Consider the following 25,999-nt stretch of genomic DNA (forward strand, 5'->3'; position numbering starts at 1 on the left):
ATGTTGTGTTCGGAATTAACGTTGACATATTGCAATTCAGTTTTCAATGTTCATTTAAATAGTTGTTTCATTACTATACCATTTTTGTTAACAACTTGTCAACAAAAAATAATATTTTTTAAATGAGTAATTAACATTACTTTAATAATATTAAATTATTATTAAGATTATTTCAAGTATATTTTTTACACTTTTTATAATTTCTTTAAATAATGTTATTGCCGTTTTTAACGACTTTTAAATAATATCAATTCCTCAATGGAAAGTCAATATTTAATTTAAGATTTTGTGATTTCTTTCGTTCACTTATTTAGTAGCAATTGTTTGCCACAAGAAACTATTCTACCACCATTTTAAAAAATTGCAATAAAAAAATGGATAGAAATTAAAATAATCTCTATCCATTACTGAAATGACTTATTTTGTCGTTTTATCAATGATTTGTTGTGCCATGGATTGATAGATTTCACCGAGTCGATCATCAGCTTGATAAATTGAAGGTGCAAAGTCTTTTGGATTCCAAGATGGTTGTTCTAACGGGAGGTGTCCTAGCAAGTCAGTTTGTAGTTCTTCTGCAAGTTTTTCTCCGCCACCAGTACCGAATACATATTCTTTATTCCCTGTTTCTTTACTTTGGAAATAAGACATATTTTCGATTACACCTAGAATAGAATGTTCTGTATGTTTAGCCATTGCGCCAGCACGGGCTGCGACAAATGCTGCTGTTGGATGTGGCGTTGTCACTATAATTTCCTTACTTGAAGGTAGCATCGTATGAACATCTAATGCAATATCTCCTGTGCCTGGAGGTAGATCTAAGATAAGGTAGTCTAAATCTCCCCATCTAACTTCTACAAAGAAATTAGTTAACATTTTACCTAGCATGGGTCCTCTCCAAATCACTGGTGCATTCTCTTCTACAAAGAATGCCATTGAGATCACTTTCACACCATGACGTTCTACGGGAATGATTTCTTTGCCTTGTACACCTGGTTTCTCATCAATTCCCATCATATCTGGAACACTAAAACCGTAGATATCAGCATCTACTAAGCCTACTTTTTTACCTTCACGCGCTAATGATACTGCTAGATTAACAGCGACTGTTGATTTACCAACGCCCCCTTTACCAGAAGCAATAGCGATAAATTCTACTGGATTATCTTTTGACAGTAATCCTTCAATGGTTTGATTTTCGTTTTCGCCAGAGCCACGATATTGCTCAACAACATCACTCGGCAATTCTTCAAATCTGATGCCAACCGTGTTTGCTCCATTTTCCTTTAATACTTCTACAATAGCCATTTGCAAATCTAATTGCGGTTGTCCACCTAATTGCGCCATTGCTACTTTAACACTAACGTGTTCTATCTCTTCTTTAATAGTAACTTCTACTATTCCATCTGTTTCTTTTAATGGTACATCTATTATTGGATCTTTTAATTCTCCAACAAGTTCTTTAACTTGCGCTATCGTTAACACAAAGCGTCCCCCTCTTATTTAAATATCAATTATATTTTAACAAACAAAACTAACATTTGCTTCAAATAGCTTAATTTAAGTATAAATATAATTTGTTCAATAAAAAAGCAGTTAGCTCAATCTATTCTTAATATTAGAATAATAAGCTAACTACTTTCACTTTAGATCAATGTATTTAAGTTGTTTGGAATTCAAAATATGCAAGATCTTCCTTATGTTTAAGAATATAATGTTCACTTACATTATTTATTTTTTTGATTTAAATTTTTACTATCAGGATAAAATATTTCTTTACAGATGAATAATACGCCAATAATTAATACAATTACCCAAAAGTCGATGTCGATATAGGTATAATGTATGTGCACTATAAAATAAAACAACAATGTAGTTACTGAAAACGTAATTAATTGAAAGGTAAGTCCTTGAAAGTAAAGATTTTCAGGTAATTTTTTTCTAAAATAATCCATTAAATTTTCTACAATGAATAAATTGAAATAGCCTAATACAATATAACTACCGTAATATATCAAGTTATCGTAAAAACTTTTATTATAACCAAAATATGCAAGATGAAAGTAGATTAAAATTCTACTTAATCCGTATAAACCAAATCCTAAAAAAGTTAAAAAAATCGCACCAGAAATAATAAATACAGAAAGCACAATAAGCGTTGTTAATAAATATCTTAAATATTTCATAGCTTACTGTCCTCCCTTTCTTAATCAATCATTGACTATATAAACATATATTTTCTTATATGTGATATGAATGCATTATATATCTTACCATTATAACTTTATATGACCAAACGACAGAAATTCAACCTACTATATTATCATTTGTTATTCATTTTAAACAAAAACACTTAGCAATGTTAAAACATGTTAAGTTAATGTATCTTGTTTTCGATATGTGATGGACCATAATATTATAAGTATAAACAAGATGACAAAGCTCAAAATTACAATGTTATGAATATGCAAACCAATAATTGGAATAGATAACGCATAGACATAGCCCATAATTGTCGATCCGACTGAATTACCCAGGCTCTTAGTCAAAGTGTATAATGACATCATACGCTTCATATTTTTAGGAGAGGTTTCTTCTTGTGTGATAACACTATCTTTAGTATAAACTGTACCAAAGCTTATACCTGCTAATAACAAACTACAAGCAATAAAAATTGGAGAGTTAGTTCCTATAAATACTAAAATGCCACAAAGCATTAAACATGTAAATGCAAATATATATAATGCCTTCCTAGTCATTTTTGCTTCTATTTTATCTAAATTAAAATTCAATACTAGCCACGCAAACGAAATTGGAAAAATAACAAACCCACTTTGTAATGGAGATAAGCCAAGATCTTCTTGTAAATAAATTGGCATATAGAGGTTATAACCCATAAGTATAATTGCATATGCAAAATCAGTAAAAAATATTAAAACAATTGTTTTATTAAATTCTTGCACTGGTATAAAAGGTGTTTTTATTGTCTTTTCATTTCTATATAACACAACACCGACAACCGTAGCTAATATGATTGAAATGATATTTAAATAAATATTGGCTGTATACATCACTGCAAATATTAAAAAGAATACAAAAGTATAAAATAACGATAAGCCTTTTACATCTAATTTAGCACTAGTTGATGTACTTTCATTCTCGAAATGAAATGTAATCACTACAAGTATGATTGCAATAATTGAAATTGGAATATTCACGAAGAATAGCCAATGCCATGTAGCAAACTCTAAAATACCGCCACCTAAAACAGGTCCTATAATACTGGATATCCCCCATACACTTCCAACGATTCCCATGATTTTATAGCGTAAAGGTATCTCAAATGCCAGTTTTGGGACAATTTGGCTTAATGCCATCATGACACCTGCACCCAATCCTTGAATAAAGCGAGAGATGATTAACATGGTAAATGTGTCACTTAGCCCTGAAAATAAACTTCCTATTGTAAATAACATAAGCCCTAATAATGTAATATATATAATTTTAGTACGATCTAACAATTCTCCAACAATCGGGTTTGCAATAACAATTGCAATAAAATACACAGCAAATATCAATGAAATAGATGACGTTACGTTTAAATCATTTTTTATAGTTGGCAATGCTAAGGAAACGATTGAAGTTTCTATTGCAGACATAAACATAATTAATATTAACGCAATAATAATGCCTAATGATTTTATATTCATATATAACTTCCTAACCCTTAAATTTTGTAACAATATCAATATCTACTTAACCATTATTTATTTATAAGTTCAACACATTTTTCAAAAACGCTCTTCAGTGCATACAACATTTAAACATGCCATAAAAAAAGCTGCTAACAATGTCAATGAACACTGTTAACAACTTTAATTATCTTACATAAAATACATGATAGCTACAAAGTGAAATACGGATGCAACTATAATGAAGAAATGCCATATCATATGAAAATACGGACGGTTTTTTTGAGCATAAAACCAAGCTCCTATTGTATAGGCAAGTCCACCAAACAATATAAATAACATAAATAGTAAAGATGAATCAAAAATAATTGTTGGCAAAAATAGTACACCAATCCATCCCATAACTAAATACATAATCAAACTTAACTTATGATTAACATTTTTTGCTAACGATTTGTAAAGAATGCCCCAGATTGTAATGCCCCACAAGACAACCATGCTAGACCAGCCAATCCAACCACCGACCAAAGTAAGACATATCGGTGTATAAGTACCTGCAATCGCGACATAAATCATACTATGATCGATTATTCTTAATATGAATTTATGTGATGATTGATTTGGCATGGCATGATATACCGTTGATGAGATAAACATTAAAAAAATACTTATTACATAAACAGAGACACTAAAGGCACCTAACACACCATATTCAAGAAAACTATGTATCGCTGCATAAGGCAATGCACATAATGCTATAAAAGCAGCCACTCCATGTGATACTGAGTTGCCAATTTCTTCCCCAAAAGTCAGGGGAATAATATCTTTAAATGTTTTAACCAGTTTATTATCTTCAGCTTCTACTGAATGAGACATGAGTGTAACCACCTTTTTATATCATATTCATGCGTTTTAAATCAGCCGTAGCCGTTTCAACACTATCTTTACCTTCTTTATTCTTAAGTGGAGAGAATTCTTCCTCTCTAGGTACCTGTAATGTTACAAAACTATGCGCATATTGGAAGATATCAAAATAAAATAGTTCAAACTTTAATGTCGGTAGTTCAATTACACCAAAGTCTTCATCTAATTGTTTTAAGTTTTTAATCGCTAAATGATATGGTAAGTCGTTATCAACAACATTATTGATAAACGCCAGTTTAAATGAGTGGATTCCAATATTAGCATTGTTAAACTCATTAGCTATTTCTGGATCTAATTCTGAATATTCTAGAACCGTGTCTTTTTGATTCGCATTGACTAACCTACCAACACTTTCCCCATCCTTGGGTTGTATGGACTTAGTAGTGATGTCCATACTTTTCTGAAATGTGTATCCTGCAAATAATGGATCTAATACTTTAACTAACACATTATCAATATTATTTAAGAAAATATATTCGACGCCATTTTCAGTCATTTCATCTAAATAACCTGATTTTGCTAATGATTTAAATACACCACCATTACCGTTTGGCGTTTCAAGAATATTACTATCCACATCCAATACCAGTTTACCCTCCTCTGACAAAGCGACAATATTATCTTGCATAAAGAAGTGTACATGATCTCTGTCGTAACCAAAATAATTTTTCGACTCGAAATATAGTTGTGTTTCTTTATCATTAATTTTACTTGTCATAATATACCAGTCGATATACTGACCTGTTTGTTCTTTTAATGCCAATAATTGTTTCGCTTGAATTTCAAACAAACTCGTATCTTCAATTTCAAATGAACCTTTTGGACCTTTGTAGCCTAACCTTGTCCCTTGACCACCAGCCATTAATAAAACTGCAAATTTGCCTTTTTTAATCGCATCAAGTCCAATTTTTTCATATTGTTCGATTTCATCAACTGTAAATTCGCTTTTCACGTCATATTTGACTTCATTAACAGAAGAAACATCATCAATTACCTTTTTATTCAAGTATAAATCATTATATAAATTTCTAATATCAGCTAAATTTAATGATTCAAGTTTTTCAGATAAGTGTTCTTTCTCATTTGAACTCATTAATTTTTCAAACTCAATGAGATGTTCTTGATTAAACTTTTCTAGTGTTTTCTTATCTAACATGCTCTCTCTCCTTAATATCCCTTTAATCAGATATAATTTATACCTTTTTTATAATATGGATATATCATTTCACTATATGTACTTTATATTATTATGATTCTTAGGACAACCATAATTATAACCAATTCAAGAATAGATTATTAAAAAATGGCTGAAAAATCACATAAATTGCGCCAATGGTCAATGCACTTGCCAATGAGATATCAACTAGCCCACCAGTTTTAAATACAACTAGGAATTTCACATTAATTGGTATCGGATAAAATAACTTAACACCTCTTGGCGTTAGCATATCTAGTATAACATGTGAAAGCAATCCTAGAATAATCGTAACTAAATAGTATGATGGCGTTTGTATGACATATAGTAAACAAACAATAATTGCGATGAATGACAATGAATGTGTGAATGTCCTGTGCCCAAATATCATTCTAATGAAAAAACTAATCAGTTTAAATCGTCTTCCTATCTTGCTTTGGGGATGACAAATATCAGGTAATAAACTTGATATGACTGCAAGCGTAATAACTGTGATCGAAGTAAACAAATCTGTATGAAAATATTCTATAGTTAAAGCCCCGACTAATAAGCCGCATGATGCATGTGTTTTACCTGTCATTTTCACTTCTCCTTATCATTAATATTTTAGCATAATCACACGATTAATGCGAACATACTTTCGTAAAAACATATGAGTATAACCTTTTTTGAAAAAGTATCACACAATCTCTTGAAAACGATTGCAATATATTGTATGATATATCTACAAATTATTTAAAGGATGTGTTCGAGTTATGGCAATGACAGTAAAAAAAGATAACAATGAAGTAAGAATTCAGTGGAGAGTTGCAGATATCAAAATTCCAACAAGTGAAATTAAGAACATTTCACAAGATCAAAATATCCATGAAGTACCAAAACTCGATAGAGATAAAGTTTCGAGAATCGGTTCTACATTTGGAAAAACGAACCGCGTTATCATCGATACTGATGACCATGAATACATTATTTATACGCAAAATGATCAAAAAGTTTATAATGAAGTTACCAAGTAATTCATACAATAACTTCACTTAAATAAAATTAATAAAAAGAGGTATAACGAGTAAATTTAAATTTTACTCGTTATACCTCTTTTCTTCTATAACAAATGACCTAATGAGATTTTCACTTTGCTATAAATAGCTTGAACCATTTACTGCCTTTCAATTGTAATCTGCTCGCTATTAATAAGCGTTCTCAATTACCTTCTTAAATCAACAATGCTATAATATATTTATATTAATGAAAGAAGGTGCGCAGCATGTACGTTGTAACAAATCGAATCGATGTTAAAAAAGGCTTCGCAGAAAAAATGGCACCAAAGTTTACTCAAGGTGGTAAAATCCAAGAATTAGAAGGTTTCCAAAAAGTTGAAGTTTGGCTTATTGATGATGAAGCAGATTACGATCAAATGTATATCAATACTTGGTGGGATTCTGAAGATGACTTTAAAGGTTGGTTGAAGAGCGATGCTTTCAAAGAAGCACATGAAGGTAAATCAAAAACTAAAAGTGACGATTCACCTATCCTAGGTAATAAAGTAGTTAAAGCAAATGTGATTTCAGAGCTCTCATAACTCTGACGTTATATTAGCGATACCAGTACCGGTAGTTTTTACAGTTCATACATTATATGACAAATTAAAAATAGCCATAAAGTATCTATATTGATAGATTGCTTTATGGCTTTTTGTATGACAATACTTTAGTAATACAATGTGATATTTAATCTGTAAAGGCGCCTATTAATTGAAATATAAATGTGCCATCAATGAAATAATAGGTAACGCAATGATCGTTCTAATTAAGAAAATAACGAAAAGCTTAAAAATACTCACAGGTATCTTTGATCCTAAGATCACACCGCCTACTTCTGATAAGTATATTAATTGAGTAATACTTAATGCACCAACTACAAATAAAGTAATATCATTACCTACACCTTCAATTAAAATAGATGGTAAAAACATATCGGCAAATCCAATTAATACAGTCTCTGAGGCTTGTACAGCTTCAGGAATTTGTAGTAATTCTAAAAATGGTACAAATGGTTTACCAATAATTGAAAATAAAGGCGTATATGTCGCGATAATTGTAGCTAATGTCCCTACACTCATGACTACTGGCAAAATAACGAACCACATATCAATCACTGTTTTAAAACCTGATTTGAAAAATAATCTAAAACCAGGTGCTTTAATACCAGTTTCTGTAGCCATGTCAAATCCATGTCTTAATGGCGTTTTGTTTTCTGGTAGCTGCTCAGTTCTCATTTCCTCAGAAACTTCTTTTGCATATTCATCTTTAATAGATTTTAAAGGCCAAATCCTTGGTAAGATAAATGCACACACTAAACAAGAAATAATAACCGTTAAATAAAAATAGAAGAAATGGTTTTGCATGTGCACAGTTTCTGCAACAACAATTGCAAAGGTAAGAGATACAACACTAAATGTAGTTGCAATCACTGTTGCTTCACGTCTTGAGTAGAATCCTTCTTCATATTGTCTACTTGTAATTAAGACACCTACCGTACCATCACCAATAAAAGATGCTAAATTATCTACTGTAGAACGACCCGGCAATGTGAATAACGGTCTCATAATAGGTCTAAATACTGGTCCTAGTAATTCCAATAATCCATATTCCATAAGCAATGGTAAGAATAGTGCAGCAAAGAAAAATACCGTAACCAACGTCGGTAGTAAACTTTCAAATACAAGACCACCTGTGTCTGCAGAATATATGACTTCAGTGCCGACTTTTAAATATGTAATCCATACAAATACAACTGCTAATATTCTCAAAATGAGCCATCCGATTTTAACATTAAATGCGTTGTACATTAATCCTTCCGGTGCTAATTTATTTTTCAGTACTATAGAACATAATACAGATAAAATGCCTGATAGTGTAATAATAATCACAATAATTAAAGGCATTGCACCTCCGATAGTGTCTTTCAAAAGTCCAGCTAAAAATGCAACAGGTAAAGTTGTTTGTTTTTCACCATCTTCAGTCACGCTTATTGGCATTAAGAATAAAATTATGCCAATTAAAGACATGATAATAAACTTAAGTCGACCACGTACAATCTGGGCTTTACTATATTGATTCACTCTATTCACCCCTTAGGTGTATTAATTTGATTTTATTTTTAAAAACAACAGCTATAATTATAACGTATAATGTATAAATATGTAAATCGGTAATTTTTGTCTATTTACTGTCATTTTAAAAAAGTAGAATCGATTCTATAAGCATAGAATTAATTCTACTTTAAATGAAAGCGATTACTTTTGCAATTTACATCCTATTTCTTTACTTAATTTAAATTAAATTTTTCTTAATAAAAATAAAAAGTATGGTACACCTACAATTGCCACAATCACCCCTACTGGAATATCAAGGGGCGGATGGACGCCTCTTGCAATGCAATCACTGATTGAAAGGAGTAAAGCCCCAATCAACCCTGACATTAGCGTAATATGAATGTGTTTATGACCTACAATTCTTCTTGCAATATGCGGCGCTATCAATCCTAGAAAACTCAATCCACCCACAATTGAAATAGATGCACCGGCTAAAATGACAGCTAATAATAGAAGAATCATTTTAATTTTTTTCACTTTTGTCCCTAATGCCGTTGCAATATCATCACCTAATGACAAAATATCGAGTTGATGACAATAATATAGAATAATCGGAAGTGCGATGATAAACCAAGGCAAAATAACCCAAACATTCATCATACTGTGACCATACAAACTACCTGTTAACCAAACTAATGCCGTATTTGCATCCATTGGATTTCGAATTAATAAATATTGCACAATTGCTGTACAAATCGCACCAATTGCTAAACCTATAAGTGCAAGTTTTGAGCCTTGAACATTAAACTTAGATATCAATACAGTTAATATGATACTAATACACAATGCTCCTGCAAACGAACCAAAAGGTAGTATAAACAACGGTGCAGAAGGAAACAACATAATAATTGTTACAGCAGATAAACTGGCACCTTTTGTAATACCAATAACATCTGGAGACGCTAGGGCATTTCTCACGACACCTTGTATCAATGAGCCAGATATTGCTAAACTACTACCAACAATTATTGCTAGAAACATTCGAGGTATTCTATATTCATTTAAAATAAAATTATCATGATTAAATAAACTTTTAACCGCTTCAATTGGATTCATAAATACAGCACCGATAGACAATGATGCGATTGCAGAAATTATTAACAAAACTGTTACGATGCTATAACGCAAAGTTAATTTACCCATCATAATCTATCGACTCCTTTAATTGTTATTAATAAGAAGTATAGTGCGCCTACAAATGAAGTCACGATACCAACTGGTGATTCAAATGGAAAAGCAATTAATCGACTTAAAACATCAGATAACAATAGTAAATCTGCACCAATCACCATTGTCAGTGGAACCATTAATCTATAATCTGCACGTATATAGTGTTTTACAATATGAGGTACAATTAATCCTACAAATCCAATTGGTCCTGCAATTGAAACGGATGCCCCTGCAAGTACAATGACCAATAAACCAGTGGCTATTCTTACTAATTTAACATTTTGTCCTAAAGACGTAGCTAAATCTTCACCAAGTTCCATGATTGTTAGTTGCTTAGCAATCGCAATGGCCCCTATAAATGCGAGCACAAACCATGGTATGACACCTATAATTTGTGGCCATTGTATTGTAGATAATGAACCCACAAGCCAAAACATTACCGTTGAAGTTGCATCTTCATTTAAAAGGATAATGCCTTGAGTCAAGCTAGAAAAAAATAGATGGATTGCCATACCAGCTAGTGCTAGTTTAACTGGCGTCATGCCCTTAGTGGATCCAGATAGAAAATATACTGTAAGTCCGCCTATAAATGCGCCTACAAATGCAAGTATGGTTGCGTATTCAGATAAAGCAGGTACAATCATAGTGATAAAGACGATAACAAATGAAGCACCGGCATTCACGCCAAAAATTTGAGGTGATGCCAATGGGTTTCTCGTCATTGCCTGCATTAACAGACCTGCTACACCCAGGGCAGCACCAATGAATAAGGCTGCCAACATGCGTGGCATACGCACATTATGTATTAAAAATGTTTGTTTCGTGTCGGTATGATGCCATATGTAATCCATGAAATCGTTAAACGTAATATGCGACGACCCTACACTTAAATTGAAGTATATAATGACAAAAAGCGCACACACACTCACAATAAATGTGAGTGCTGTGCGTTTTTTTGTTTTTTTCTCTATTAATTTGGTTGGGTCAATGCTATTTGATTTAGTCATTTACCTGTCACCCTACTTTTGTTGATTATCCTTTTTTTCCTCTTTAGAAATATCTACTAGTTGCTTAGCAATTTCCTCAGAAGAAATAATGCCACGTGCACGTGCCCATGTATTTCGATCTACTACAGAAACACGATTATTTTTCACTGCATCTAAATCTTGCCAAACTGGATTATTTTCTTGTTTTTTAAGATTTGGATCGTTTTCACCTTTGTCTGCCATAATAAACATACGTCCAGGATTAATATCTGACAATACTTCGGCATTTAATTGTAAGTAAGGTCCTTTTAAGTATTTAGATAAGTTATCTGTTTTTGTTTTATTTAATGCATTATTAAAGCCTAATTCTTTTAATAATTGACCTACGTATGTGTTTTCAGGATGTGCAAGTAATCCTGATTTCGCTACTACTGCAGGTAACACGGGTTGTTTTTTATCCATAGTAATTTCTTTACTATATTTATCCATTAATTCATCGTGTTCTTTAAGTCTTTCTTTACCTTTATCTTCTTTACCGACTGCTTTAGCAATTGTTTTAAAGGCTTCTATATTATCTTTATAATCACTATCAAAGCTTGGTAACATAATCGTTGGTGCAATTTTTTCTAAATCTTTTTGAATACCTTTATGTCTATTCGTATCTGCAATAATGACATCCGGTTTTTGGTTGCTGATTTCTTCTAAGTTCGGTTGTTTACGTGCGCCTACAGATGTATAATCACCAATTTCTTTTCGTATTGGTTCCAAAATTCTATTCTTGTCACCATCATCAGCTACGCCTACTGGTTTCACATTTAAAGCAGCTAATTCATCAACAAATGAGAATTCAAGTGCAACAACACGTTTAGGATCTTTGGCAACTTTAGTAGTACCTCCATCATGTTTAATCGTCACACCATCTTTATTGTCATCACCTTTATCCGATTTACTCGAATCATTATCACTGACACTACCACAGGCAGCCAGTATGACTAGTGTTAAAGTTAAAAACAGGATACCCATAATTTTATAACTATGTTTCATCGTTTTCCCTCCTTAGATATGTATAATTACATATTTAATTCTATTGATAATGATTATCGGTGTCAATAAAAACTTTTAGTCTTTTTATTAAAGCTTAAAAACGATTTGATTTTTCAACATTAAAATTGTTACACAAATTTTCTATGATCTCATCGTGATGATAAGCTTTTTTTAAATTAACCATATACATACTATGGGCTAATGCTTTATAACCTAAACTGAATTGTATTTTATCACCTACTTGATAGTAATCTTGATTCAATAAATCAAGCATGACATGATCACTCGTAGCACCTGCAATGCTTATATGGTGATGTAACGGTTGGATATCTTCAACAGCTGTATCTAAATTTCCTATATCCACAATCGCTTGTAAGTATTGATGTCCGGTAGCAATATTCATTCGAGGTTTAATTTCTACAATTTCCGCTTCTAAGGTTATTGCATTTTGATATAAAGAAGCTATGGATTGATTTGTTGTTGTTTCTACACCTCTAAATAAAGTTTCACCTATTCTTAACTCATTAATTCTGCCAAAATCTCTATAAAGCATTTGGGGAATCATACTCGAATTGCCACCTGAAATAATTGAAAATTTCATATTTGTCTCACGTTCCACTGAATCTACAAATTGATTGATTAAAGCCACATCTTCTTCTGTAGGTATGACTGATTGAAAACACATAAAATTAAACGCAAGACCAACGATGGACACATGGTGCATGTACAAGATTTCATTAATATAATCAATGATGTCATAAGTAAGAATGCCCTCTCGGCCGTCTTTCCAATCTACCATCAACAATATTTTATGTTTCGTACCTTTTTCCCTAGCGATATCATTTAATCGTCGAATCGTTGTTATTTCAGTTTGGATACTGATATCCGTTTGCTGCACGACATCGTTTAATTCGCTTCGACTTGGCGTCCTAATCATCATAAAAGATAGATCTTCATTTTTACTTTTAGTAATGTTCTCAATACGGGCATCTGCAAAGTGTGTCAATCCGATTTCTTTGAGTGTTTCTACAATTCTATTATCACCACCAACACACTTAATTACGGCTGTAAATCGTATATGATTTTGATTAAAAATAGACGATAGCACTTGAGCATTGTATTTTATTTTTGATAAATTTATTTTTACTTGCGCCATACGTTACACCTCTTTATATATCGGATTCCTCAAATCTATTGTTACATATTGTTTCACTTTGCTTTCCATTCTCATTCTTAATAAAGCTTTAACAGTAATTGTCGGCCCAAATAGCACATTTCTTAATTTTTGGGCATGTGGTTTATGGGGATCAATTGCTTGTTCTACAATTTCACTTACAATCTCAAATAGCTGTGTTTCTTCAACCCCATCATATTGAGAAAAATGATGAATCAGTTCCGCAATTTGATTTTGAATTACAGCATGTTGAAATTTAGCAATGACTGATTCTATATTTTCTGCTATTAAACTTTTATTTGTAAGCGTGATATTGGGCAATTTTTGTTGTAATGTTGATAAATCAATTCTTGAACCACCTAAATCTCTAATAATAAATTGCATTTGATAATTAGGACCTAAATTAACAATTGTATTTTGCATATGTGCTTCTAACGCAATACCATAATCTTGTATATAGGCTACTAAAGGATCAATCAATGTTTTGGTATAAACACTGAGAAATTTCTTAATCGTATCCTCTGTAATTTCATCATTAATCCAATTCAAATAACTATCTACTGTTATTTGGTTATCAACTGGATTTCTATTGACTAAACTCGCTGTCACTATAGTTGTACCATTATCAGCCAAATAGGGTTGATGTCTGACAATACAAGCCAAATGACGTGCAATATCAGGCTCCGTCTTAGCATGAATACCAAACGGCTCCATAGAAACATGCAGTTGAGGATATATATCTAGCATATCCTGTAATTCATAACTGAGTTTAGGCCCATCTACCGTTGTCACACTAGACACTGTACGTACTGCACTTGTGGCTTGTACATCAACTGGTAACTTGATATGGTAAGGTTTCCCTATTAATTGCATCGTTCTAAATGATAGTGTTGCTTTTGCTTCAACTTCAAAAGGTGTTGGTAATAAATACTTAGATTCAATCCATTCTGCAAATTGATGCGGAATAACCTTTTCATACTGCCAAGGGTGTACAAACATTAAACTATAATCATTTAATTCCAAGTCGTGAACATCCAAGAAGGCTTTTAATTTATAACGATATTCAGGAACAATCTCATCTAAAATGAAGTCCGTATCGTTTTCCATAGATGTTATGACACAATGTTGTTTATGTATAAGCATGATTGGCAAACCAATTATTTTTTCAAATTCTGGTGCATATTGTTTAATCTCTGCTTCTGATAAAGGTAACTTCGTCTTTGATAAAGGGTGTGTTGGATGACCTTCGATGACAAGACTTTCTGAATAACTTAAGTCATTAATTTGTTCAGTATCTGCCATATGTTGAAGCCATGAAAAGAAATTAATTGTTTCAGGCATTTTTGAAAATTTAAGTGTTGCATGAATTAGCGATTGTCTATGATTAAAGTGTTCATACGTTAATGCGAACCCTTCTCTACTGGATAGCAATTCTTCAGTTAATCTTTGACTAATTGGAATATCAAAATGAGTATCCAGTACAGTTAAAAGTTGTTCTAATGAAGCAATCTCAGTCTCTACTTTACCTTTGATATAGGAGATAGCACCATAAAATTCATATCTTTCCATAGCACTTTTTCTAGATTTTTGTAATTTCAACACTTGGCCATGAATTTGCAATTCAACAAAATGCTCATACTCGTTAAAAAACATGTTTTCAGGAAAAATTTGTTCTTTAATAATTGCATTAAAAATACGATATTGTACATTTCTATCTGCTAACTGCCACGTTTGATGCATCATACAATACTGCCTCCATTTTTTCTTTGTCTACTAATCACACTAAATACGAATGCGATGATAAATGTACTTATACCCATGATGACGAAAGTTTCAATAATCCCGATAAATTCTGCCAAGAAACTCATGACCATTGCGCCTAAAGGAATCATCCCTCTGTCCATCATTACGACGCTGAGTATTTTACCTCTATGTTCTGCTTTCACTCTATGTTGGAAGTAAATTCTATTTGTAGTGCGTGCCCATTGGCTAAAAAGACCTATAAAGAATATAGATGTAAATAACAACCAAATTTGACTGCTAATTGTACAAAGCAGTGATACTCCGAATAAAATCGAACTCACGTAATACATTTTCACCATTGATACTTTCTCTAAAATATTAGGTAAAATCATGGTTGCAATAATACCACCTATCGCACAACACGTCATAGCACTCCCCAAAATAGTCACTTGGTTGGGAAATGTTTTATCCGTTAATACTGGTAATAACGTTGTATAGGTAAATCCAGTTGCCATAATCAATAATGACGTCACAAAGATTCTAGATCCTTCTAAATTTTCTTTAAAATATGTCATCACATATTTTATGCTTACATCTGTATTTTCCTTAGCTATTATATGCTCACTAAAGTTCAATGGCAAACAAAGTATGAGTGATACAAGATAGCAAAACGCTTGAACGCCAAAACTTATTTCTGCATTGTAAGTAGCCATGATAAAACCTGCGATGGCGGGTCCAATCGATCTACAAATATTAATAATAAATGAGTGATAAGCAACAGCCTGAGTCGTCGTTAATCTTTGAGTTAAATCTGGTAGCACTGCTTGACGTACTGGTGTTTCTATAGCGCTCATTATTCCCCGCCCAAGCGCATAAATTAAAAATACAACAATAGGTAGTTTTGCATGTTGAAATGTTAAAATACATAGTATAGTAGTTAATATGCAAGACGCTGATACAGTTATTTTTAAAAGATTACCTTTTTCATATTTATCTGCCAAACTGCCCGCCCATACACTTATGAGCAAAATGGGTACGAGTCGGAAAAAATTAATTAATCCGAGATAAATTGCGTTATGATATAAAGTAAATACATACCAATTCAGCGTAATTTGTCCAATCCAGTTCCCTAAAAACAGTAAGAATGAACTTGGAAAAAAATACTTTGCCATGTAATTCCTCCTGTTTTTAATTGATAATAATTATCATTATCGATAATATGGATTATACAAATATCTTATACGTTTGTAAAATAATTTTTTTAGAGGTGCATTATGAATTCCAAAATAAACGACAACAATTTAATTAATAAACTTACTAATGATGAACAATATGCGCTGTCTTATATACAATCTGTAAACCCTACTTGGGCAGAGGCATTTAATTCTATATTAATAGAAAGTCGAGATAAAATTTCACAAAGATTGATAACTTCAATGCATCGGGAGAATTTAGTTAATTGCCGAGATTACAGTGAAATCATTGATACTAAACAGTTATCTTTCACAATAGCCACACCACATACGAAAGTATTAACAATTTCATTCCCACATGCACAAAGAAAGTTATATGCACCTATTTTAGGACAACATGCCTTCGACAGAATTAATGTGACAGGGCCATTTTATTTTGAACAAAATAATGAATATCATCGTATATTACATCCAAGTGAAATATTATCGTGTATTTTATTAGAAGCACCTCACTTAGATAATGAGGCAAGTATGCAGTTCAAAGAAGATATGGATAATAGCGTAGCTAATATGGCCATAGCATTAAGTTATCAGGCGTATACACTGACTGATGATAGCGAACCATTGTGTGAACTCATTTACGCATCGGCCGATCCGTATTTAAGGTCTGAGCAAGCAGTTGTCGAAGGTCATCCATTACATCCAGGTGCCAAATTACGTAAAGGTATGACACCTGAAACTGCAATTGCTTATTCTTCTGAATTTGCAAATAACATCAAATTGCAATTTATATTAATTCATAAAAATATCGCTAAAACACATGCTTTAAATAATAATTATAATGACTTAGTCTACAATTGCTTTGATGGTTTACATGATTCAGCAGTTAAAATACTCGGTAATGACAAAGTTGATAATTACTACGCGATGGCTGTACATCCATGGCAATATGATGAAATTTTAAAACAAGATTATATTCAAGAACTTGAAAAAGGACTCATTATCCCTGTTGACTACGAATTAGATTATTTTGCAGGTTTATCATTTAGAACGCTGATGCCTGAATTACCAGAAACATTACCACATATCAAGTTATCCACTAATGTTCACATTACTGGTGAAATTCGTACTTTATCTGAACAGACAACAATTAATGGGCCACAAGTTACAAGAATATTAAATAATATTAAAAGCACAGATAGTCTCTTTAAAAATATTAAGGCAGATACGATTGATGAGCTCGCAGGTATACATTTTTATAATCCGCAAGACGCCGAATCGATACAAACCATTAAAAGTGAACAATTAGGTACACTATTTCGTGAAAACATTTATAAATCTATTCAAAGCAATACCATACCGATGATTCCATCAAGTCTTGTTGCTAACTATATCAATAATAGTGAAACACCTATATGGACATTAATTAAAAAATACAAAAAAGCACATCAATTCGAGAGTTATGATGAGGCGAGTATCCAATGGATGCAATCGTATGCTCAAGCATTAATAGATTTAGCATTACCGTTATATGTAAAATATGGCATCGCTTTAGAAGCTCACTTACAAAATTCAATTGCGACATTTAAACATGATGGTTCTATAGATAAGCTCTATATTAGGGATTTTGAGGGATTACGTATTGATGAGTACTATCTAAATAGCATGGGTTATTCTACCGATACATTTCATGAAAAGTCATTAATATTAACTGATCAATCTCAAACCGTATTTAACAAAGTCTTCTATTCAAGTATCCAAAATCATCTCGGTGAACTCATCGTATCCATAGCTCAGGCTAGTGAAAGTAAAGACTTGGAGACTTCAATTTGGTCTATGATTAGCAATATGCTTCATGAAAAACTTCAAGTAATCTCACAAACTATGGATAATACGACTAGAATCAAATCAATTGAATCCATTTTATTTGCTTCGAAAATTGATTATAAATGTGTAACGACAATGAGATTAGAAGATGAAGCAGACTATTATACGTACATCAAAGTCGATAACCCACTTTACCGTCCGCTAGATTAAAGTAAAAATAGATTGAATGAATGCGTTTATATTAATTTTAAATACGAAAAAAGTACCGATAAAGCCTAGGCTTTATCGGTACTTTTATTAGATTCTCAATTAATTATTGTAAACCTTTGTCCTCATTGTTTGAGCTTTGGCTTTTTTCATTTTTTTGAGACCATTCTTTTTTAGTCATTACATCTTCAACGCGCATGTTAACTTCAACTACGTCAAGACCAGTAATATATTTAACTTGTTCTTTAACTAAGTCAGTTACTTTACGGAAGATTTTTGGAGCTGATTCGCCATATTCTAAAACAACTTTTAAGTCAACAGCAGCTTGTTTTTCACCAACTTCAACACTAACGCCTTGTGATACATTGTTGTTGCTACCGAATGAGCTAGAAATGTTGTCGACAAATCCGCCTTTCATTTCTAAAATACCACTAACTTCACGTGCTGCAATACCAGCAATTTTTTCAATTACTTCATCAGAAAATGATAATTTATTAGTGAACTCAGGTTGTTGATTTTGTTGCTCTTGTCTTTGTTCTTGTTCTTTCTCATTTACACCTGTTTGGTTGTCATAAGCTTGTTTAGCTTTGTTGTTATCTACTGCCATAATACATTCTCCTTTGTTAAATAAAATTTATTTTATAAATACTTAATAATCACTACTACTTTGTTAAATAAAATTTATTTTATAAATACTTAATAATCACTACTACTTTGTTACATCATTTTAATCGATTAACTCCATCGATTAAGAAAATTTAAAAAGTCTTGCTTACGGTCTTTAGTATACCCGATTCCTATTCCAATCAAACATAATACTAAAATTAAAATTGTACTCCAAAAACCTAAAGTTAGGAATAAAATCGCAATGATTAAGAATGCCAAGAAGCCGATAATTCTCCATTTAAAAGTTTTGAAAAAATCAACCACTTCTTGTGTAGAATCTTGTCCATTTTGGTTATTATTGTTAGCCATGATAACCCTCCCTTACAACACACGTTTGCCTGAAGTTTTTTGATCTCTAACGTTAACCTCTAATTTAGAAACAGGTAGTTCTGTAAAATGCTCAACATTTTGCTTGATGTCATTTCTAATTTCTTCTGTTAAAGATTTAACCTGAACATCGCCAGGAACAAAGAAATCTGCTTTTAAAGCAATGTGAGATTTCTTCTTCTTGTTATAAAGTTTAGCAATGACGTTTGGTTGACGTATTTGATCATATTGTGTAAGTGTATCGTAAGCTGATTTTTCAACCGCTTTTCTAGACACATAAATATGACCATCTTCAAAATCTTTATAAAGTCCAGGTTTTCTATACGTAGGTTTAAACAAGCTGAATACTAAAATGAGACCAATAATAATAAGTAATGCGGCTAATCCAATAAGTGTTGGTTCAAACCAGTTAAACTGAGTAAAATAATCTTGATACTGAGTTATTCTGGAATCTTTAATATACATAAAGAGTAAAAAGCCAACAATTACTACGATTAAAAGGCCAAGGATAAAATTCTTAAGTCGTTTCACCTCGTATGACACCTCCTATGCTTTGATAATATGTACTTGTCATACAGAATAAATACCCTTAAAAAAATTCTTAGAAACATTTTTATTGAATTTTATTTTTAACAATTTTGGCAAAACAAATTGGGACTCACTATTAAATTTTGCTTATTTACTATTTTGTTCAAATTTATCTTCCTGATTTGCTTTACGATATTGTAAAAGCTTATCATCTGAAATCATTAATTTATTACTAGGCCTTGGGTTTTCAATAGATAATGATTTAAAAAGTGACCAAATCATAAATATAATAACAATCGAGAATGGCAAGGCTGCGATGATTAATAAGTTCTGAATAGATTGCGTGCCGCCAGTATAGATCATAATCATAGCGAATAATGCTAAAATAATGCCCCAACTTACTTTAACAAAACCTGAAGGATTGATACTGCCCTTCGAACTAAGCATACCTAAAACATACGTAGCTGAGTCAGCTGAAGTTACAAAGAAAATCATAATAATGACTAATGTCACTATACTGAGTACAAACCCTAATGGAAAATGTTCTAACGTCGCAAATGTCGCTGTTTCGGTTGCTTCTTTTGCAATATTGGCAATTCCATTTTGTTGTAAATAGATGGCAGACGCACCAAAGACTGCAAAAAATAAGAAACAAACAACTGCTGGTACAAATAGTACCCCCAGTATAAATTCTTTAATCGTTCTACCTCTAGAAACACGTGCAATAAATATACCTACAAATGGTGCCCATGAAATCCACCATGCCCAATAGAATATCGTCCATTGTTGTAGCCATTGGAATTTTTCTCCGCCTGCTTGTGGGATACGTAAACTCATATTAAAGAAATTCGCAATATAGTCTCCCAATGAATTGGTAAACGTATTTAAAATATTCAATGTTGGTCCGACACAAAATAGAACAAGTAATACAATAAAAGCTAAAATCATATTTATATTACTTAGATTTTTGATCCCTTTATCAATACCAGACCACGCTGACCATGTGAATAATACGGTTGCTATCACAATAATAATGACTTGTGTTACAAAATTCGACGGAATATCGAATAAGAAATGCAAGCCTTCATTGATTTGTAAAGCACCAAATCCCAATGTTGCTGCTACACCTGTAACTGTGGCAATGATAGCTAAGACATCTATCGAACCACCTATAGGTCCTCTCATCATTTTAGTTCCTAAAATAGGTGTTAGTGTAGCACTTACTAAACCTGGATAACCTTTATGAAAATTAAAATAAGCAAATACAAGTCCAACTATGCCATATACAGCCCAAGCATGAACGCCCCAATGGAAAAATGAGAATTGCATAGCTTCATTTATGGCGGTTTGTGTACCTGCCTTATGTAACGGTGTTAAAGTGAATGCATGGCTAATAGGTTCTGCAGTTGTCCAAAATACTAAACCGATACCCATACCCGCACTAAATAACATGGCAAACCATGATTTTAAAGAGAATTCAGGATCTTCTCCTTCTTCCCCTAAAGTAATAGATGAATACCTTGAAAATAATAAATAAACACAAACAATCAAAATAAATAATACAAGTAATAAATAATACCAGCCAAAATTGACTGCAATAAAATTCGTAATATTTTGCGTAACCATTTCAAGTTGCTTAGGTAAAACTGCACCATACACCACAAATAGCGTACAGATTAGTAATGCTACCCAAAATACCACTGTTAATTTATTTAGACGCATATCAAATTTACACACTCCCTATACTTTATGTATGATACATACCCTATCTTTTTGAATATATTCGTATACAGCGAACAGTGTTACAGATAATTAAATATTAATAATCACGCTTCAAAATTAAAAAAACATCTTTTAAATTAACCATTGCTAAGTGGCCTAATTTAAAAGATGTTTATAATACGTTTATATTGCATGTTTAAATAAAATGACTTTGTTTACACTTATAGTTTAATAACCAGTTTGCCTATCATTCCTTGGTTTTCAAGTTTAACATGCGCCTCGTATAAATGATCGACAGTTAAACCTTCAATCACTTCTGTAACAGTTGGTTTATAAATACCCGCTTCGATTTTTTCAGTTATATCTGTTAAATAATCACGATGTATTTGCATATCTTCTGTTTCATGAATTGGACGGGCTGACATGAATTCATGTGTGAATGTAATACTTTTAGGTTTGAGTAAGTTTAAATCTTGCTTATTGTTAAAGGCTACAATCGTAACTATCGTGCCTCTAGGTTTTACTAATTCAATCATCTTTTCATAGTACATATCCGTATCAAATGTACAGAAGATATAATCTACTTCACTTATTTCATATTTCTTGAATTCTTCAGCTAAATCATTTTTATGGTTAAGCACAATGTCTGCACCCATATCTTTGGACCAATTAATTGTTTCTTCACGTGATGCTGTTGTAATAACATTTAAACCGTAATGCTTTGCAATTTGCGTAGCGATACTTCCTACACCGCCTGCACCATTAATAATTAAGATAGATTTACCTTTGTTTTCTTCTGGATTAAATGAAATTTTAAAAGCATCAAATAATGTTTCATATGCTGTAAGTCCTGTTAAAGGCAAGCTTGCCGCTTCCACATTTGATATATTCTTTGGTTTTTTAGCTACTAATCGTTCATCTACTAATTGCAAAACTTGGTTAGACCCTTGATATTTTGGAGATCCAGAATAATATACCTCATCACCAACATTAAAATGGCTTACATCTGGTCCTACCGCCTCAACAATACCTACACCATCATAGCCCAATATGCGTGGTGCATGCTCTACTGGTGTTTTTCTTATTTTTGTATCTACCGGATTCACACTGATTGTTTTAACACGAACCAGTAATTCATATTGCTTTGGTTGTGGCGTTTCAGTATCAAACTCGTAAAATAAATTACCTTCATCTAAATTAAAATTTTTATCTGCACCAATCGCTTTCATAACATGCATCTCCTTAATAATTAGTTATTATCCGAAACTTGAACGACTTGTTTACCAAAGTTATCACCTGTAAATAAGTTTCTAAAGGCTTCTGGTACATTGTCGAATCCTTCCATTACTGAAGTTTTTGTTTTAATCTTATCTTCTTGTACCCATTGCGCAAGTTCTTTACTTGCATTAGCAAAATCATCGGCATAATTTGCCACGATAAAGCCTTGCATTAAGGCCTGTGATTTAATAATAATTGGCTGAATACGTGGGCCATATTCTATTTCTGTATTATTGTAACCTGAAATAGCACCGCACACAGGTATACGTGCAAATTGATTTAAGTGTTTCATTACTTCATCTCCGACAGTACCGCCAACATTTTCAAAGTAAACATCTACACCATTAGGTACTGCTTTGGACAGTGCTTCTGAAAAGTTATCTGCTTTATAGTCAACAGCCTCATCAAATCCTAAAGAGTCAGTTAAGTAGTTCGTTTTTTCTTTGCCACCAGCAATCCCCACTACGTGTGCGCCTTTTAATTTAGCTATCTGACCCACTACTGAACCTACCGCACCTGAAGCGGCTGATACTACAACCGTTTCTCCTTCTTGGGGTTGTCCAATTTTTAATAAACCATGATATGCCGTTTGTCCCGTCATACCTAGTACACTTAGATATAAATATAAAGGGATATTCGTTTGCGTAACCTTAATGGCATGCTTTGCTTTTACATTCACAACTTTTTGCCAAGGGAAAGTACCTGTAACAATGTCACCTTTATTGAACCCATCCGCATTGGATTCAGTTACTTTACCAACGATGTGACCATTCATTGGTTCATTTAATTGGAATGGTGTAATATATGATTTACTATCATCCATTCGACCTCTCATGTATGGATCTACTGAAATATAGAGCGTCTCAATTTGTATTTCTTCACTATCTGGCATACCAACTTCAACTGTTTCATACTTGAATACATCATTAGAAGGAATACCTTCTGGTCTTTTGGCTAATACGATTCTTTCTGTTTTCATTATATTGCCTCCATTCACTCTTTTCTTATATTCTATAGAGATAGTTTTGTTCTATCAATCAAATCGCTTATTTAACCTTATCCGCTCATGTTATGATTTGGCTATATTATACAAATTAAACTTAATATTGAAGATTGGGGAAATCTATTGTGAAACTAAGTATATTAGATTATGTTCCAATATTTGAAGGACGTAGTGCAACAGACGCAATCAATCACGCTGTAGCTTTAGCACAATTATCCGAACAATTAGGTTATCAACGTTATTGGATTGCAGAACATCACCAAGTATTGTCTGTTGCTTCTAGCGCACCTGAAATGCTAATGATGTCTTTATTAGAAAATACGACATCGATTAAAATTGGCAGTGGCGGTATCATGTTGCCTCACTATAGTGCCTATAAAGTCGCTGAAATATTTAAAGTTATGGAAGCACGCCATCCTAACCGTGTAAACATAGGTACTGGTCATTCTCCAAGTTATAAAAATGTCAATCAAGCACTAAATGAATTTAAATCAGAGCAACCTGACTACTTAACGCAAATTAAAGATTTAATACATTATTTTAATGATGACACAGATAGTAACCACCGTTATAAGGATTTACGTGCCACACCGATAATAGAAACCAAACCGGATATGTTCATCTTAGGTACAAGTAAAACAAGCGCTACACTTGCGGCTAAACAAGGGCTCTCTTTTGTCATTGCCAACATGGGGCAAAATAAAAATCAAATACAATCAGTGATTAATCATTATCGTTGGTTGTTCAAACAATATCACCCAGCAAAACAGTCATATGTAATTATGTCTTCTTTCGTCATAACAGCTACCGACGCAAGTCAGCGTGAGTCATTAGCACATGCTTTTCATCTATGGTTACTGCGAATTAACTACTTGGATCAACCTAAATTTTATCCGTCGACCTCTTATGCAGCACAACGAAAATATTCGTCCCGCGAATTAGAAAAAATAGAACAACATCAAAATAGAGTTATCGTAGGTTCTCCAGATGAAGTCATCTCAAAATTAAAATTAATGATGACAGATTTTGATATTGACGAAATCATGATTCAACCACACGTATTTGGTGAAGAAAATCGTAAATCATTATTAAATTTATTATCTAAAGCTAATGCTTAAATAAGCCAGTGCTACCAACATGATGATTGGGTAGACACTGGCTTATTTTGTTAATGCTTTTCATTTCCCCATAAAAATGTGTTGATTTTATCTATGACAGTTTGATTATCATGTAATTCACTATGCTCTGCTTGAGGGCCCGTCACTTTAAAGGTTTCATAACTTGCTATGTGATCTCCTAGTAAATATTCCAACGATTTTGAAGATACATTTGTTACACGTCCATCTGAATGTGTGCCATTGCCAATATCACCATAAATATTTAACACATGAGCATCTTTAGGATATTCATGCTTCATTGGTAATATATCTTTATAATCTTTTAACATTAAATTAGGTTTTCCTTGATTGTTCAATGTTATATTTAAATCTAAACCATTGATGTCTACTTCGCCGTTAAAATTTCCTGCTAAACTAACTTGTTTATTTAGTTTTGGTAAATGCAGATCATCACCATAATTCAACATATAATAACTGAAAGATTGATTACCCATGGAGTGTGCTACAAAATTAAATTTATTAAAATGATACTGTGTCATGGTCGCAATGATGACATTTCGAATCCACTGTGCATTTTTGTTTAAATCTTTATTTGTATTATCTTCTAAAATAATGTCAATGATTGGATTTTTCGCATTAAAATTTAAATCCCCTTCAAATGTCACCATTCCATTTCGAGATACCCTTGCCCTAACAACATCTTTTTCATTATCTGATTGGTGAGCAGCGTTCACTAATAACTTCATTGAGTTTCCTGTACCTGCATAACCATGTAAATAAAACGTGGGTATATGACTACGATCGTTATGACTAATTTTTCTATTGTCGTTAAATTTAAAAATTGAAATTGTAATGATGACAAATAAAATAATCATCATTACGATAGTTGTATATATCGCTGTTCTCTTTTTCATATTCGTACTCCAAATTAAAAAATTGTGTACTACTATTATAGATTAAATGACTCAAATAAGCATCATTTAGTAGTCATTGTGATATCTATAATAAATAAAAAAAGCTCCAGCTTATGCTGGAGCTTTAAAACGATGAT

Annotated in this window: 24 protein-coding genes; 4 read left to right on the forward strand and 20 right to left on the reverse strand. The window is 32.3% G+C overall.

All coding sequences use genetic code 11. The features are described from left to right. Positions 1-417: 417 nt before the first annotated feature. The 6 genes from L987_RS09030 to L987_RS09055 form a co-directional block, all read right to left on the reverse strand. Positions 418-1,482, reverse strand: coding sequence for a P-loop NTPase (locus L987_RS09030; protein ID WP_002482667.1), 1,065 nt, complete (start codon positions 1,480-1,482; stop codon positions 418-420). A 242-nt stretch (positions 1,483-1,724) separates the two neighbouring features. After that, a complete protein-coding gene (locus tag L987_RS09035) occupies positions 1,725-2,183 on the reverse strand; it encodes a SepA family multidrug efflux transporter (protein WP_011302632.1) in 459 nt (152 codons plus the stop codon). Between the two features lie 186 nt (positions 2,184-2,369). Beyond that, the gene (sdrM, locus tag L987_RS09040) at positions 2,370-3,707 is read right to left on the reverse strand and encodes a multidrug efflux MFS transporter SdrM (protein WP_002482666.1); all 1,338 of its coding nucleotides are present in this window, start codon (positions 3,705-3,707) and stop codon (positions 2,370-2,372) included. Positions 3,708-3,881: 174 nt separating this feature from the next. Continuing rightward, positions 3,882-4,565: a PAQR family membrane homeostasis protein TrhA gene (gene trhA, locus L987_RS09045; protein ID WP_011302631.1), complete on the reverse strand. Its 684-nt coding sequence runs from the start codon at positions 4,563-4,565 to the stop codon at positions 3,882-3,884. A gap of 16 nt (positions 4,566-4,581) precedes the next feature. Continuing rightward, a complete protein-coding gene (locus L987_RS09050; RefSeq protein WP_011302630.1) occupies positions 4,582-5,769 on the reverse strand; it encodes a UTP--glucose-1-phosphate uridylyltransferase in 1,188 nt (395 codons plus the stop codon). A 115-nt stretch (positions 5,770-5,884) separates the two neighbouring features. Then, a complete protein-coding gene (locus L987_RS09055; protein WP_047504348.1) occupies positions 5,885-6,388 on the reverse strand; it encodes a metal-dependent hydrolase in 504 nt (167 codons plus the stop codon). Between the two features lie 175 nt (positions 6,389-6,563). On the opposite strand from L987_RS09055, the gene L987_RS09060 reads away from it, so the two are divergent. Both L987_RS09060 and L987_RS09065 read left to right on the forward strand, forming a co-directional pair. Next, positions 6,564-6,824 carry a SunI/YnzG family protein gene (locus tag L987_RS09060; protein WP_002482662.1) on the forward strand — a complete coding sequence of 87 codons (261 nt, stop codon included), beginning with the start codon at positions 6,564-6,566 and terminating at the stop codon, positions 6,822-6,824. A gap of 248 nt (positions 6,825-7,072) precedes the next feature. Then, a complete protein-coding gene (locus L987_RS09065) occupies positions 7,073-7,387 on the forward strand; it encodes a heme oxygenase (protein ID WP_011302628.1) in 315 nt (104 codons plus the stop codon). A 168-nt stretch (positions 7,388-7,555) separates the two neighbouring features. On the opposite strand, the gene L987_RS09070 is transcribed toward L987_RS09065, so the two are convergent. The 7 genes from L987_RS09070 to L987_RS09100 all read right to left on the reverse strand — a co-directional run bounded on the left by L987_RS09070 (position 7,556) and on the right by L987_RS09100 (position 16,251). Next, positions 7,556-8,929, reverse strand: a complete 1,374-nt coding sequence (locus L987_RS09070; protein WP_011302627.1) for a YjiH family protein — start codon at positions 8,927-8,929, stop codon at positions 7,556-7,558. Positions 8,930-9,145: 216 nt separating this feature from the next. Then, entirely contained in the window at positions 9,146-10,108 is a 963-nt protein-coding gene (locus L987_RS09075) for a FecCD family ABC transporter permease (protein ID WP_011302626.1), read from the reverse strand. Continuing rightward, the gene (locus tag L987_RS09080) at positions 10,105-11,139 is read right to left on the reverse strand and encodes a FecCD family ABC transporter permease (protein WP_011302625.1); all 1,035 of its coding nucleotides are present in this window, start codon (positions 11,137-11,139) and stop codon (positions 10,105-10,107) included. Before L987_RS09080 ends, L987_RS09075 begins: the two co-directional genes overlap by 4 nt. Before the next feature lie 12 nt (positions 11,140-11,151). After that, positions 11,152-12,162, reverse strand: coding sequence for an ABC transporter substrate-binding protein (locus tag L987_RS09085; protein WP_047504350.1), 1,011 nt, complete (start codon positions 12,160-12,162; stop codon positions 11,152-11,154). Between the two features lie 94 nt (positions 12,163-12,256). Further along, complete coding sequence (locus L987_RS09090; RefSeq protein ID WP_011302623.1) at positions 12,257-13,318, reverse strand: alanine/ornithine racemase family PLP-dependent enzyme; 1,062 nt, start codon at positions 13,316-13,318, stop codon at positions 12,257-12,259. 3 nt (positions 13,319-13,321) lie between these two features. Next, on the reverse strand, positions 13,322-15,079 hold the full coding sequence (locus L987_RS09095) for an IucA/IucC family protein (protein ID WP_047504354.1): 1,758 nt from the start codon (positions 15,077-15,079) through the stop codon (positions 13,322-13,324). Then, entirely contained in the window at positions 15,076-16,251 is a 1,176-nt protein-coding gene (locus tag L987_RS09100) for an MFS transporter (protein ID WP_047504357.1), read from the reverse strand. The genes L987_RS09095 and L987_RS09100 overlap by 4 nt, the downstream gene beginning before the upstream one ends. A gap of 102 nt (positions 16,252-16,353) precedes the next feature. On the opposite strand from L987_RS09100, the gene L987_RS09105 reads away from it, so the two are divergent. Then, positions 16,354-18,309: an IucA/IucC family protein gene (locus L987_RS09105; RefSeq protein WP_047504360.1), complete on the forward strand. Its 1,956-nt coding sequence runs from the start codon at positions 16,354-16,356 to the stop codon at positions 18,307-18,309. A 103-nt stretch (positions 18,310-18,412) separates the two neighbouring features. Here the strand turns inward: L987_RS09105 and L987_RS09110 are convergent, their stop codons facing one another. From L987_RS09110 to L987_RS09135, 6 genes are all read right to left on the reverse strand, one after another. Further along, on the reverse strand, positions 18,413-18,913 hold the full coding sequence (locus L987_RS09110; RefSeq protein ID WP_011302619.1) for an Asp23/Gls24 family envelope stress response protein: 501 nt from the start codon (positions 18,911-18,913) through the stop codon (positions 18,413-18,415). A 128-nt stretch (positions 18,914-19,041) separates the two neighbouring features. Beyond that, a complete protein-coding gene (locus L987_RS09115; protein ID WP_011302618.1) occupies positions 19,042-19,281 on the reverse strand; it encodes a DUF2273 domain-containing protein in 240 nt (79 codons plus the stop codon). A gap of 12 nt (positions 19,282-19,293) precedes the next feature. After that, positions 19,294-19,830, reverse strand: coding sequence for an alkaline shock response membrane anchor protein AmaP (gene amaP, locus L987_RS09120; RefSeq protein WP_011302617.1), 537 nt, complete (start codon positions 19,828-19,830; stop codon positions 19,294-19,296). Between the two features lie 144 nt (positions 19,831-19,974). Beyond that, positions 19,975-21,549, reverse strand: a complete 1,575-nt coding sequence (locus tag L987_RS09125) for a BCCT family transporter (RefSeq protein WP_047504363.1) — start codon at positions 21,547-21,549, stop codon at positions 19,975-19,977. A 221-nt stretch (positions 21,550-21,770) separates the two neighbouring features. Beyond that, on the reverse strand, positions 21,771-22,778 hold the full coding sequence (locus L987_RS09130) for a zinc-binding alcohol dehydrogenase family protein (RefSeq protein WP_011302615.1): 1,008 nt from the start codon (positions 22,776-22,778) through the stop codon (positions 21,771-21,773). Between the two features lie 20 nt (positions 22,779-22,798). Next, positions 22,799-23,806, reverse strand: a complete 1,008-nt coding sequence (locus tag L987_RS09135) for an NADP-dependent oxidoreductase (RefSeq protein ID WP_011302614.1) — start codon at positions 23,804-23,806, stop codon at positions 22,799-22,801. 149 nt (positions 23,807-23,955) lie between these two features. Here L987_RS09135 and L987_RS09140 point away from each other — a divergent pair, with 149 nt between their 5' ends. Continuing rightward, positions 23,956-24,948 (forward strand): LLM class flavin-dependent oxidoreductase, encoded by a 993-nt coding sequence (locus L987_RS09140; protein WP_011302613.1) that lies wholly within the window; start codon positions 23,956-23,958, stop codon positions 24,946-24,948. A gap of 50 nt (positions 24,949-24,998) precedes the next feature. Here L987_RS09140 and L987_RS09145 read toward each other — a convergent pair whose 3' ends face one another. Next, positions 24,999-25,862 carry an alpha/beta hydrolase gene (locus tag L987_RS09145; protein ID WP_011302612.1) on the reverse strand — a complete coding sequence of 288 codons (864 nt, stop codon included), beginning with the start codon at positions 25,860-25,862 and terminating at the stop codon, positions 24,999-25,001. Positions 25,863-25,999 lie beyond the last annotated feature (137 nt).

The organism is Staphylococcus sp. ZWU0021 (assembly GCF_000798895.1).
Taxonomy (GTDB): Bacteria; Bacillota; Bacilli; order Staphylococcales; family Staphylococcaceae; genus Staphylococcus; species Staphylococcus saprophyticus.

Excerpts from the sequence above, each read along its gene's own strand:
- L987_RS09080 (WP_011302625.1), bottom strand. The coding sequence starts at position 11,139 with ATGACTAAATCAAATAGCATTGACCCAACCAAATTAATAGAGAAAAAA.
- trhA (WP_011302631.1), bottom strand. The coding sequence starts at position 4,565 with ATGTCTCATTCAGTAGAAGCTGAAGATAATAAACTGGTTAAAACATTT.
- L987_RS09055 (WP_047504348.1), bottom strand. The coding sequence starts at position 6,388 with ATGACAGGTAAAACACATGCATCATGCGGCTTATTAGTCGGGGCTTTA.
- L987_RS09060 (WP_002482662.1), top strand. The coding sequence starts at position 6,564 with ATGGCAATGACAGTAAAAAAAGATAACAATGAAGTAAGAATTCAGTGG.
- L987_RS09090 (WP_011302623.1), bottom strand. The coding sequence starts at position 13,318 with ATGGCGCAAGTAAAAATAAATTTATCAAAAATAAAATACAATGCTCAA.
- L987_RS09100 (WP_047504357.1), bottom strand. The coding sequence starts at position 16,251 with ATGGCAAAGTATTTTTTTCCAAGTTCATTCTTACTGTTTTTAGGGAAC.
- L987_RS09035 (WP_011302632.1), bottom strand. The coding sequence starts at position 2,183 with ATGAAATATTTAAGATATTTATTAACAACGCTTATTGTGCTTTCTGTA.
- L987_RS09050 (WP_011302630.1), bottom strand. The coding sequence starts at position 5,769 with ATGTTAGATAAGAAAACACTAGAAAAGTTTAATCAAGAACATCTCATT.
- L987_RS09125 (WP_047504363.1), bottom strand. The coding sequence starts at position 21,549 with ATGCGTCTAAATAAATTAACAGTGGTATTTTGGGTAGCATTACTAATC.
- L987_RS09130 (WP_011302615.1), bottom strand. The coding sequence starts at position 22,778 with ATGAAAGCGATTGGTGCAGATAAAAATTTTAATTTAGATGAAGGTAAT.
- L987_RS09095 (WP_047504354.1), bottom strand. The coding sequence starts at position 15,079 with ATGATGCATCAAACGTGGCAGTTAGCAGATAGAAATGTACAATATCGT.
- L987_RS09105 (WP_047504360.1), top strand. The coding sequence starts at position 16,354 with ATGAATTCCAAAATAAACGACAACAATTTAATTAATAAACTTACTAAT.
- L987_RS09075 (WP_011302626.1), bottom strand. The coding sequence starts at position 10,108 with ATGATGGGTAAATTAACTTTGCGTTATAGCATCGTAACAGTTTTGTTA.
- L987_RS09065 (WP_011302628.1), top strand. The coding sequence starts at position 7,073 with ATGTACGTTGTAACAAATCGAATCGATGTTAAAAAAGGCTTCGCAGAA.
- L987_RS09110 (WP_011302619.1), bottom strand. The coding sequence starts at position 18,913 with ATGGCAGTAGATAACAACAAAGCTAAACAAGCTTATGACAACCAAACA.
- L987_RS09135 (WP_011302614.1), bottom strand. The coding sequence starts at position 23,806 with ATGAAAACAGAAAGAATCGTATTAGCCAAAAGACCAGAAGGTATTCCT.
- L987_RS09085 (WP_047504350.1), bottom strand. The coding sequence starts at position 12,162 with ATGAAACATAGTTATAAAATTATGGGTATCCTGTTTTTAACTTTAACA.
- L987_RS09115 (WP_011302618.1), bottom strand. The coding sequence starts at position 19,281 with ATGGCTAACAATAATAACCAAAATGGACAAGATTCTACACAAGAAGTG.
- sdrM (WP_002482666.1), bottom strand. The coding sequence starts at position 3,707 with ATGAATATAAAATCATTAGGCATTATTATTGCGTTAATATTAATTATG.
- L987_RS09145 (WP_011302612.1), bottom strand. The coding sequence starts at position 25,862 with ATGAAAAAGAGAACAGCGATATATACAACTATCGTAATGATGATTATT.